14 protein-coding genes are annotated in these 9,615 nt (G+C 62.1%); 5 read left to right on the forward strand and 9 right to left on the reverse strand.

Features of this window, described 5'->3' with window-relative positions; all coding sequences use genetic code 11:
* Window positions 1–70 precede the first annotated feature (70 nt).
* The 3 genes from QPW08_RS00200 to dksA form a co-directional block, all read right to left on the reverse strand.
* Window positions 71–1,519 carry an ABC transporter substrate-binding protein gene (locus QPW08_RS00200; RefSeq protein WP_284123712.1) on the reverse strand — a complete coding sequence of 483 codons (1,449 nt, stop codon included), beginning with the start codon at window positions 1,517–1,519 and terminating at the stop codon, window positions 71–73.
* A 65-nt stretch (window positions 1,520–1,584) separates the two neighbouring features.
* Window positions 1,585–1,959, reverse strand: coding sequence for a PilZ domain-containing protein (locus tag QPW08_RS00205; RefSeq protein WP_284123713.1), 375 nt, complete (start codon window positions 1,957–1,959; stop codon window positions 1,585–1,587).
* 126 nt (window positions 1,960–2,085) lie between these two features.
* Window positions 2,086–2,544, reverse strand: coding sequence for an RNA polymerase-binding protein DksA (dksA, locus tag QPW08_RS00210; RefSeq protein WP_284123714.1), 459 nt, complete (start codon window positions 2,542–2,544; stop codon window positions 2,086–2,088).
* A 316-nt stretch (window positions 2,545–2,860) separates the two neighbouring features.
* On the opposite strand from dksA, the gene QPW08_RS00215 reads away from it, so the two are divergent.
* Complete coding sequence (locus tag QPW08_RS00215) at window positions 2,861–3,187, forward strand: SEL1-like repeat protein (protein ID WP_284123715.1); 327 nt, start codon at window positions 2,861–2,863, stop codon at window positions 3,185–3,187.
* A 6-nt stretch (window positions 3,188–3,193) separates the two neighbouring features.
* Here QPW08_RS00215 and QPW08_RS00220 read toward each other — a convergent pair whose 3' ends face one another.
* From QPW08_RS00220 to QPW08_RS00240, 5 genes are read right to left on the reverse strand one after another with little or no spacing between them, the layout of a single operon-like run.
* A complete protein-coding gene (locus QPW08_RS00220) occupies window positions 3,194–4,333 on the reverse strand; it encodes a GNAT family N-acetyltransferase (protein WP_284123716.1) in 1,140 nt (379 codons plus the stop codon).
* Window positions 4,330–5,058, reverse strand: a complete 729-nt coding sequence (locus tag QPW08_RS00225) for a glycerophosphodiester phosphodiesterase family protein (RefSeq protein WP_284123717.1) — start codon at window positions 5,056–5,058, stop codon at window positions 4,330–4,332. Before QPW08_RS00225 ends, QPW08_RS00220 begins: the two co-directional genes overlap by 4 nt.
* A gap of 7 nt (window positions 5,059–5,065) precedes the next feature.
* A complete protein-coding gene (locus QPW08_RS00230; protein WP_284123718.1) occupies window positions 5,066–5,524 on the reverse strand; it encodes a RidA family protein in 459 nt (152 codons plus the stop codon).
* A 4-nt stretch (window positions 5,525–5,528) separates the two neighbouring features.
* Entirely contained in the window at window positions 5,529–6,149 is a 621-nt protein-coding gene (locus QPW08_RS00235; protein ID WP_284123719.1) for an HAD family hydrolase, read from the reverse strand.
* Entirely contained in the window at window positions 6,146–6,436 is a 291-nt protein-coding gene (locus QPW08_RS00240; protein ID WP_284123720.1) for a DUF3572 domain-containing protein, read from the reverse strand. The genes QPW08_RS00235 and QPW08_RS00240 overlap by 4 nt, the downstream gene beginning before the upstream one ends.
* 47 nt (window positions 6,437–6,483) lie before the next feature.
* On the opposite strand from QPW08_RS00240, the gene QPW08_RS00245 reads away from it, so the two are divergent.
* The 4 genes from QPW08_RS00245 to QPW08_RS00260 all read left to right on the forward strand — a co-directional run bounded on the left by QPW08_RS00245 (window position 6,484) and on the right by QPW08_RS00260 (window position 8,899).
* Window positions 6,484–6,846, forward strand: coding sequence for a response regulator (locus QPW08_RS00245; RefSeq protein WP_284123721.1), 363 nt, complete (start codon window positions 6,484–6,486; stop codon window positions 6,844–6,846).
* A gap of 111 nt (window positions 6,847–6,957) precedes the next feature.
* Window positions 6,958–7,200 (forward strand): acyl carrier protein, encoded by a 243-nt coding sequence (locus QPW08_RS00250; protein ID WP_284123722.1) that lies wholly within the window; start codon window positions 6,958–6,960, stop codon window positions 7,198–7,200.
* A complete protein-coding gene (spt, locus tag QPW08_RS00255) occupies window positions 7,200–8,450 on the forward strand; it encodes a serine palmitoyltransferase (RefSeq protein ID WP_284123723.1) in 1,251 nt (416 codons plus the stop codon). The genes QPW08_RS00250 and spt overlap by 1 nt, the downstream gene beginning before the upstream one ends.
* Window positions 8,450–8,899 (forward strand): DUF4431 domain-containing protein, encoded by a 450-nt coding sequence (locus tag QPW08_RS00260; protein WP_284123724.1) that lies wholly within the window; start codon window positions 8,450–8,452, stop codon window positions 8,897–8,899. The genes spt and QPW08_RS00260 overlap by 1 nt, the downstream gene beginning before the upstream one ends.
* Here the strand turns inward: QPW08_RS00260 and QPW08_RS00265 are convergent.
* Window positions 8,896–9,567 (reverse strand): aquaporin, encoded by a 672-nt coding sequence (locus QPW08_RS00265; RefSeq protein WP_284123725.1) that lies wholly within the window; start codon window positions 9,565–9,567, stop codon window positions 8,896–8,898. The two genes, QPW08_RS00260 and QPW08_RS00265, sit on opposite strands and share 4 nt — an antisense overlap.
* Window positions 9,568–9,615: the final 48 nt, after the last annotated feature.

Below are 9,615 nucleotides of genomic sequence, written 5' to 3' on the forward strand. Positions count from 1 at the left end.
GAACCCTGCGAACCCGCAGGACGAATTGGCTCCAATCGAGACCCGTCGTTCATAAAAGTCACTCCTTTTCTTAAGATATGGGAGCGATTGCCAAGGGAAACAAGGGGTGACGACCCCAGCGGTTTTCGCTGAAGCCCCCGACCCCGCCGCGAACGAGTGACCAACGGATCGGTGCCCCGAACGGAATGAACACTTCGGCATCATTCATGGCTCCTTCCGCTCCGGCCAGCAGATTGGCCGCTTCATCGGCAGTAGGAGCATCCAGCGACTGGTCGACAAGTACGTCTGCATCAGGCGAACATACGGGTTGCGAAATGTCGCAATTGAACTGGTTCAGAAACCAGCGCGCACCGGCATACCGCGCCAGCCGGTCAACCAGGCGCAGGTCGGCTGCCTCGCCGGGCTGGGCCCGCTGCAGCGTCACCCCGATGCTGGCGAAATCTTCCGCAAGCTTTTCAAACAGCAGGTTCGAACCCGGGCCTTGTGGCAATGAGACGGACAAGCGCGCGGCCGTGCCGGCTGAACTGGTCCATTCTGCGATCCGCCTCCTCGCCTCGCCGCGCCGTTCCTCCAGAGACTGGCCGGTCCAGCGCTCGCCAGCGGCACGGCGGTCGCCGGGCAGCCCCGGGGCGACAATACGGGTCGTCGGCACCCAGCCAGCAAGGTTGAAGGCTTGCAGCAAGCGCGGCCGGTCTATCGCCATAGACAGAGCTTCGCGCCGCTCCGCAGTAGCAAGGAGCCCACGGGCATTGCGGAACGAAAGGCCAAACAGTCCGACGGTCGCATCGAGCCGCAACGTGCCACTGGAAAGCGGTCCAGTCTCGGCCAACGGGAAACTGGACATACGACCGTTGAGCACGATCTCGAGCTCACCATTGCGGAATGCATCGACCGCCCGCTGCGCTGGAATGCCCGATATTACAACGTCGAGGACATTGTCATCCCAGGCCCGAAGCTCCGGCAAGCCCCGAAACTGCGGAGCGATCGGCTGCAGCCGCATTTGCTCGTCGCCTTCGAGTCTTCGCATCGGCCCGGTGCCCTGGCCGTCAAGGCGCAAGCCAAGTTCCGGCTGAGCCAGCATTTGGAGGAATTGCGGCATCGGTCCACGGAGGCGCACCTCAAGGACCCGATCCGCCATTACCCGGATCTCGTCAATCTTCTGCAGGTCGAGGCCCAGCGTGGTACCTTCAAGCGATTGGATGGCGCGTTCCAGCGAAGCCTTCACCGAAGCAGCATCAAGTTCGTCGCCATCGGGCCAGTCCGAGCCGCGTATACGAAAGAAGAAGCTGAGCCCGTCTTCCGTCACGATCCAGCGTTCGGCAATTGCAGGGACGACTTCACCGGTTTCGTCCATTGCCACCAGCCCTTCGCTGGTAGCCTCGCGCACGAGCTGGCCGGCATAGGACAGGCGGTTTCCGCTCTCGAATGGATCGTCCTTGTCGCCGATCACGGCGACCGAGACCGCGCCTTCATCCGCACGCGATGAACATCCTGCAAGCAGCAGGCCGGCACAGCTCATTGTCAGGGCAAACAGGCGCATGGCTGCTAACTAGCAGCGTTCTTGTCCTGGGTCAGCGAAAAGGATCAGATTTTGCGCAGCTTGTCGGGCTCGCCGTAGCCGGGCTGGAAACCGGCGGTGCGCACGAAGCGCGGCGTTGTCGATTCGTCCGGGCTTGTCGGCTGGCTGCGGGCCTGCGCCGGATCAACTTCGTGATCAAAGGCAATACCGAAGCGGTTATCCTGAACCCATGCCACGCTGCCATCGACCCATTCGATATTGCGCAGTTTGACCGACAGGCGTGCCCCGCGCATTACGCGGACCGAACCTTCCGCCATCATCCCGCCGGCAGACAGGTTGCGAACTTTCACCCGTTCAAGCGAATCCGCCCCTTCCAGACGCAGATCGGCCATCAGGAACAGGCTGTCGCGGGATATATTGCGCGTATCGACGGCAGGCATGGAGCGACGCAATCCTTCTTCGGTTCAAGCTAGCCCTCCCACTCACAGGACGGCTCCCCAGTGGTCCGGCATAGCCTAACTACCCTAACGAAGGTTTAAGCGTGTTTTGTGCTGGGTGCGTTGCGCTCAGTCGTCGCGCGAGATTTTCTCGCGGCGTTCGTGAGCTTCCTGCGCTTCGACAGTCATGGTGGCAACCGGGCGGGCTATGAGCCTCCTCAGCCCGATCGGGTCGCCGGTCACTTCGCAGTAGCCGTATTCGCCCTGGTCGATGCGACGCAGCGCGGAATCGATCTTGGATATCAGTTTACGCTGGCGATCACGTGTGCGCAGCTCGATGCCCCAGTCGGTCTCGCTCGATGCACGATCGTTGAGGTCGGGCTCACGGATAGGGCCATCTTGCAAGGACTGTAGCGTCGCACCGGCTGCAGAATGGATCGATTTCTTCCATTCGAGCAGCAGCATGCGAAAGTAATCCTGCTGCTTTTCATTCATATACGGCTCGTCATCGCTGGGGACATAATCCGCTTCCAGCTTGCTCTTTGCCGCTTTCAGAATCTCGCTGTCTTCATGTGCCTTTACGGCCATGGTTGTCCTCTCAGCCTGAGTATCCGGTCCGATCGCCCATCCTGCCGACCCCGAAATTTCGGTGGTCCAGCCGACCTGATGAGCGCGCCTATAGGGGTCACGCGGGGGGCGCACAAGCGGCAATGAGGCTCAATGTCCAAATGTGCACATACAAAGCCGAGTCCGGATCGAACAGGAGCTGAACAGACAGCAATCCGGCGACCCGGCTGAACAAAAGACGCAATGTGGTTAACCAAGTTTTTACCATAAGCGGCTTGAACTCTGTGTCACCAAGCCGGCGGGTCTCCTGTCGGTTCAAACAGGGGGAATGAGAGCCATGAAACTGACTGCAATCGAAAGCAGCAACGAGGCAACCGAGGCAACGGTCGCAGAGAGCCTCGTCATCGCACAATGCCTGGCAGCCGCCGCTGCTGGTGAAACGATAGCGTTGTTCGATCTGGGCGTAATCTATTCGACCGGCAGCCATGGCGCGCAGTATGATCTCATCGAAGCACATAAGTGGTTCAACCTCGCTGCTTCGCGCGGGCATGAGGAAGCCGCTTGGTGCCGGGCTGATATCTCCGACGAAATGACCGCCCGCGAAATCGCTGAAGCCCAGCGTCGCGCACGTGACTGGCTTGCGGCGGAACGCAAGGCTGCCTGAACCGTCTTACCCGCCTTTTCTAAAAGGCGTCCTGCGGTCGAGATGGTTCTGGTCGACTTCGACCCCATGTCGCTCGCGTTCGAGGAAATCGGCGACGGCTTCGCGAAATCCCGGATCGGCGATCCAGTGCGCTGACCATGTCTTGGCTGGGGCATAGCCCCGTGCCAGCTTGTGCCCGCCCTGGGCACCCGCCTCGACCCGCTTTAGGCCCCGTGCAATCGCGGCATCTATCGCCTGATAGTAGCACAGCTCGAAATGCAGGTAGGGCACGTGCTCGGTGCAGCCCCAGTAGCGGCCGTAGAGCGCATCCTTGCCGATCACATTGAGCGCCCCGGCAATTGGCCTCCCCCCGGCATAGGCGAAGATCAGCAGCAGCTGGTCCGCCATTCGCTCTCCCAGCAATGAGAAGGCTTCGCGCGTCAAATAGGGTGTGCCCCATTTTCGTGCGCCAGTGTCCTGGTAGAAGACCCAGAAAGCATCCCATTCCGCTTCGGTGATCTGAGCGCCAGTAAGGTGGCGGATCTCGACCTGCTCCTGCGCTTTCTTGCGTTCCTTGCGCAGGGCGCGGCGCTTGCGGCTGGCGAGGTCATCGAGGAAATCGTCCCACGATCCGTAGTCGCGGTTCTCCCAGTGGAACTGGATATCACTCCGCAGCAGCCAACCCGCAGATTCGAAGATCGGCAACTGGGCGGGATCGACGAAGGTCGCATGCGCGCTGGAAAACCCGTTCTGCTCGCACAATTGCTCGGCAGCGCGGAGCAGCGGGACGCCCAGCGCATCGTCGGCGAGCAAGAGGCGGGGACCCGTCGCCGGAGTGAAAGGTGCCGCGATCTGCAGCTTGGGGTAATAGTTCCCACCCGCGCGCTGAAAGGCATCGGCCCAACTGTGGTCGAAGACATATTCGCCCTGGCTGTGACCTTTGAGGTAAGCGGGGAGCGCCGCCAGCGGCACACCGGAATCACTTCCGATGACTATCGGCGCGGCCTGCCAGCCCGTGCCGGGACCCACGCTCCCCGAATCTTCCATCGCGGTCAGGAAAGCGTGCGACATGAAGGGATTGTCCGCCCCGCCCAGCGCATCCCAATGCGCCGGCTCGACCTCGCCGACCCCGCCCAGCACCCTCGCGACAAAGGCTGTCTCGCTCACGCCAGGCCCTCACCTTCCGCAATCAGAGAGTCGGCATGGAGCAAAGCCCGCGCCCGGGTCTCCGGCGAATTCACGGTCCAGGTCAGCACCGGCAGGCCCTTGGCGCGCAATCCGGCGATCCAAGCATTGGGCAGCGCCGCGATATGGTAAGCGAGGAAATCGGGCTTCGCGATGGCGAAGGCCAGCCGCCGTTGCCAGCGCTTCTGCGTGTAGCCGTGTTCGTCCTCGCGCATCACCAGTCCGGCCACCGTTTGCGGCGAATGCCTGCGGAACCAGCGTGCGACACGCGGGTCGAAACTCATCACCGCATGCTTGCCCGAGTAGCCCTCCAGACATCGGCTGACCTCGCGACAGGTCTGCTCGACATCATAGCCGCGCTTGGACTTTATCTCGATCAGCAAGGGCACGCGCCCGGCCACCAGTGCGAGCAGTTCGCCCAGCGTCGCCGGGCTTTCATCGCTGTCGAGATAGCGCAATTGCTTGAGCTCGACCCCAGTCGCACCTTCCGTCAGACCGTCCTTGCCGGTCAGCCGAAGCAAGTCCCAATCGTGGAACACCATCGGCCAGTCGTCGGCGCTGCGCTGGATATCGCATTCGATCCCCATGCCCGCTTCGACCGCCAGCTTCGTCCCCGCCAATGAATTTTCGGGGACACTGGGTCCATGCAGCCCACGATGGGCATATTCCCACTGCGTCAGCCAATCGGGAACCGGGCGCGTTGCCACCTAGGCGTTACTCCGCCAGCGCAACGATCGCGTCGACTTCGACCGCGACCCCCAGCGGCAGCGACGGCACCCCGACCGCCGCGCGGGCGTGCTTGCCGGCCTCGCCGAACACTTCCAGCATCAGGTCCGACGCGCCGTTGACGACCTTGGGCTGGTCCGTGAAGTCGGGCGTCGAATTGACGAAACCGCCCAGCTTGACCACCCGCTCCACCCGGTCGAGCGAGCCGAGTGCGGCCTTGAGCTGAGCGAGGATCATCAGCCCACAGCCGCGTGCCGCGCGCATGCCGTCTTCGAGCGAAACGTCTTCGCCGAGCCGCCCCTTGAGGAGCACTCCGTCAACGAAGGAGACCTGGCCGGAAACATAGGCAAGACCGCCCTGCACCACCACCGGGACATAGCTTGCCACGGGAGCGGCGGCTTCAGGCAGAACAATGCCCAGTTTGGACAGGCGGGCTTCGATGCTCATCGGATCATTCCTCCAGGCGTTCGAGGATCCACGGAAGCGCATGCTCCCATTCGTCGATGCGGGCGTGGGCGTGGCCCGCTTTCTCCCCGCAGGCGATATGCGGCGCAATGGCCGGTTCTCCGCACAGGTGCAGGCGGGTGACATGCGGAACGGTCTCCGCTGCCGAGCCATGATGCTGGGCCAGGTCGTCGATGAACAGCGCTTTGGTGGGCTGGCGTTCCTCGAGGATCTTCGCCAGCGCCGGGCCCTTGGGCCCCTGGTTGGTATAGACCGGGGCTTGAATCCCATAGCGCAGTAGCTGCTCGGCCCGCTTGTCGCGCCGTTCGTCGAGCAGGTTGGTAAGGATCACCACGTCGGCCTGCTCGGCAATGGTATTGATCGATTCCACCGCGCCGCGAATGGGATCCTGCCGGTCCATCTCATGGTCGAAGAACAGGTTGAGATACTTCCAGATATCGACCGGTTCGACCAGCGCGCCGCTGGCCTGGTAGCTCAACGCCTTGCCCCAATCGCCATTGTCGAGCGCGAAGTCGATCCCGTGCTCTTCATCGAGGAAGTCGCGGAAATGAGTGACCATGTGCAGCAGCACTTCGTCACAGTCGGAAATCACAAGTGGTCGGCTCATTTCGTGAGCTGCTCCCGGGCATCGAGCAGGACCTGCGGTTCTACGCCAAGGGCGTCGGCGGCGAGCATCAGGTCCGGCTCGTGATTGGCTAGAAAATCGAGGACCGCAGCGAGCACGGTGCGATCGGTCAACCGTTCACGCAGGATATCGGGTGTCAGGCCCGTCAGCGCAAGCAGGCGTTCAGCCCGCGTATCCTCCGTCAGCACCCAGCCGAGCGCCTTCAGCCCCAGCGCATCTGCGTCGTCGGGATTGTGTTCCGGGGAAGAGGGTGCGCGAATAATTGGCAAGGCTCCTTGCAGCGGGCTAGAGGAGTGGCACGAAAGGAACCGCTCCAGTGGCAAAGAGAATACTCGTTGTCGAGGATAACGACCTAAACCGGAAATTGTTCTGCGATGTGTTGCGGGCCAAGGGGCACGAGGTGTTGCCGTGTGCCGATGGCAACAACGTGCTCTCGTCCGCGCGCGAGTTCGGCCCCGACCTAACCATCATGGATATCCAGCTGCCCAATATCTCCGGCGTCGAGCTGATCGCGGCGATGAAGAAGGATCCTACTCTGGCAACGATCCCGGTGCTCGCCGTCACTGCCTATGCCGGCAAGGGCGACGAAGAGCGCATTCGCGATGCCGGGGCGGCCGATTACCTGTCCAAGCCGGTCTCGATCGGTCCGTTCATGGCAGCGGTAGATCAGCTGTTGTAAGGGCCGCGCGAAACACCCCGCGCTTGACAAGCGGAGCGCAAACCCGCTTTCCCAAGCGCAGCAACTACACGGGCCGGACGGTTCCCGCCCGCAACCAAGGATAGACCCTTTATGGATCGCGCCGACGTCGATAGCCGCATTCGCACTCTCATCGACCCCTTCAACAAGAAAGGCGTCACTATCACCGATGCCTCGACCTTCCAGAACGACCTGGAATTCGACAGCCTTACAGTGATGGATTTCGTGGCCGAGATCGAAGACGAGTTCGACATCATCATCTCCATGAACCAGCAGGCCGAGATCGAGAATTACGGCCAGCTGGTGGATGCCGTCACCAAGATGGCGAGCGAATAATGAGCGAAGGCATTTCGCAGCCGGACCAGCCGGCCGAAACCGAAGGCGGGGAAAAGGACCTGTTCTCCAAGTTCGACGACATCATCGCGCTGCGCAGCGGCTTGCTCGCCAGCGGGCAGGAAGACCCGTTCAGCCTGGTGATGGAGAAAGTGCTCTCGCCGACCCGGGCCATCTGCAACGGGCGCGACACAATCCTGCTCGGCACTTACAACTACATGGGCATGACTTTCGATCCGGAAGTGATCGAAGCGGGCGAACAGGCACTGCGCGATTTCGGCAGCGGCACCACCGGCAGCCGCGTACTCAACGGTACCTACCAGGGCCACAAGGAATGCGAGGACGCCCTGCGCGAGTTCTATGACATGGACCACGCAATGGTGTTCTCTACCGGCTACCAGGCCAATCTCGGGATCATCAGCACGATCGCCGGCAAGGGCGATTACATCATCCTCGACATCGATAGCCATGCGTCGATCTGGGATGGCTGCGCGATGGGCAATGCCGAAGTCGTGCCGTTCAAGCACAACGATATCGAAGCCTTGGAAAAGCGCCTCAGGCGAATTCCGGAGGGCGCGGGCAAGCTGGTTGTGCTGGAAGGCGTCTATTCCATGCTCGGCGATATCGCCCCGCTCAAGGAGATGGTCGAGATCTCCAAGAAATACGGTGCCATGGTGCTGGTCGACGAAGCGCATTCGATGGGCTTCATCGGTGAGCATGGCCGCGGTGTGTGCGAGCAGGCCGGGATCGTCGACCAGTGCGATTTCATCATCGGCACTTTCTCCAAGAGCGTCGGCACGGTCGGCGGCTTCTGCGTCTCCAACCATCCCAAGTTCGAGATCATGCGGCTGGTGTGCCGGCCCTATGTCTTCACCGCGTCGCTCCCGCCCAGCGTGGTGGCGACGGCGGCGACCTCGATCCGCAAGCTCATGCACGGCTCCAACAAGCGCGCGCATCTGTGGGAGAATTCCAAGACCCTGCACAAGGGGCTGACCGATCTCGGCTTCGAGCTCGGCACGAAGGAACCGCAGAGCGCGATTGTCGCTGTCATCATGCCGGACCTGCAGAAAGGTGCGGCGATGTGGGAAGCGCTGCTGAAGGAAGGGCTTTACGTCAACCTCGCGCGCCCGCCGGCGACGCCCGCCAACATGACGCTGCTGCGCTGTTCGCTGTGCGCCGAGCATAGCGAAGAGGAAGTGCAGACCATCCTCGGCATGTTCGAGCGCGCCGGCAAGGCGACCGGGATCATCTGATGCTGGGCGTGCTCGCCCCGCTGGCGCTGTTCCTGGTGTCGGGTGACACCGTGGCGGCGGAGGAAACGGAAACAGCACCGGCGTGCCTCGACATCAGCGGTGAGCTCACGCTTGAAGGCGAATTGAGTTCAGGCAGCGTCACTCTGACGCGGGGCACTGCCGACGGGGGCAGCGAAGAGTTTGAGCATCGCTTCCTCATCCTCACCCTGCCATGGCAGGAATGCTTCTTCGACAGCGATGGAGTGATGCACAAATTCGGTCGGGTCCATGCCTATACCGAGCTTGGCGATGTCGAAGAGCTGATGCGGCGCGCCGAGGGCAAGACCGTGAGGCTGACCGGCGAGGCCTTCCCCGGCCACACCCGCTATCACATGGCACCGCTGGTGCTGGAGGTCTATGGTTTCGCCACGGTCGACCCCGAAGACTTGGACGACCCGCTGGCGCATTAGTTTTTCGGCTGCGCGAGCAACCATGCCGCCAGCCTCGTCGCGATGGCAGCCCCGACAAACTGCGCCACAACGAACATCGGCACATCGGCGGGGGCGATCCCGGCGAAGGTATCGCTGAGCGAGCGAACAACGGTAATCGCGGGATTGGCGAAACTGGTCGAGGACGTGAACCAGTAAGCGCTGGTGATGTACAGCGCAACGCCCGCCGGAATCGCTTCGGCGCGATGCCTGAGCAGCAGCAGGATCGTCAGCACCAGCCCGAGAGTCGCGATCAGTTCGCCGGTCCATTGGCCAATGCCGGCGCGTGCCTTGGTCGAGAATTGCAGGATTTCGAGATCGAACATCAGATGGACGGCCAGCGCGCCGAGCGAACCGATTGCGACCTGCGTGGCGATGTACAACCCAGCCTCACGCGCGCCGATCTGCTTGCGCAGCAGGAACGCGAAGGTCACCGCCGGGTTGAAATGCGCGCCTGAAATCGGGCCAAGCATGGCGATCAGAACATAGAGGATCGCGCCGGTGGCGATGGTATTGGCCAGCAACGCCAACGCCACGTTTCCGCCGGCCAGTTGTTCCGCCATCACGCCGGAGCCGATGACTCCTGCAAACAGGAAGAAGCTGCCGATCCCCTCGGCAGAGAGTTTTCGGGAAAGAGTTGGCTCAGGCATCGCGGCTCCACGGTAGGTGGCTCGCGATTGCCCGATTGTGTGACGCGA

The organism is Parerythrobacter aestuarii, from assembly GCF_030140925.1.
GTDB lineage: Bacteria > Pseudomonadota > Alphaproteobacteria > Sphingomonadales > Sphingomonadaceae > Parerythrobacter > Parerythrobacter aestuarii.

Bases quoted from the DNA above. Each gene is read 5' to 3' on its own strand.
- QPW08_RS00200 (WP_284123712.1), bottom strand. From the start codon at position 1,519: ATGAGCTGTGCCGGCCTGCTGCTTGCAGGATGTTCATCGCGTGCGGAT.
- QPW08_RS00205 (WP_284123713.1), bottom strand. From the start codon at position 1,959: ATGCCTGCCGTCGATACGCGCAATATATCCCGCGACAGCCTGTTCCTG.
- dksA (WP_284123714.1), bottom strand. From the start codon at position 2,544: ATGGCCGTAAAGGCACATGAAGACAGCGAGATTCTGAAAGCGGCAAAG.
- QPW08_RS00215 (WP_284123715.1), top strand. From the start codon at position 2,861: ATGAAACTGACTGCAATCGAAAGCAGCAACGAGGCAACCGAGGCAACG.
- QPW08_RS00230 (WP_284123718.1), bottom strand. From the start codon at position 5,524: ATGAGCATCGAAGCCCGCCTGTCCAAACTGGGCATTGTTCTGCCTGAA.
- QPW08_RS00235 (WP_284123719.1), bottom strand. From the start codon at position 6,149: ATGAGCCGACCACTTGTGATTTCCGACTGTGACGAAGTGCTGCTGCAC.
- QPW08_RS00250 (WP_284123722.1), top strand. From the start codon at position 6,958: ATGGATCGCGCCGACGTCGATAGCCGCATTCGCACTCTCATCGACCCC.
- spt (WP_284123723.1), top strand. From the start codon at position 7,200: ATGAGCGAAGGCATTTCGCAGCCGGACCAGCCGGCCGAAACCGAAGGC.
- QPW08_RS00260 (WP_284123724.1), top strand. From the start codon at position 8,450: ATGCTGGGCGTGCTCGCCCCGCTGGCGCTGTTCCTGGTGTCGGGTGAC.
- QPW08_RS00265 (WP_284123725.1), bottom strand. From the start codon at position 9,567: ATGCCTGAGCCAACTCTTTCCCGAAAACTCTCTGCCGAGGGGATCGGC.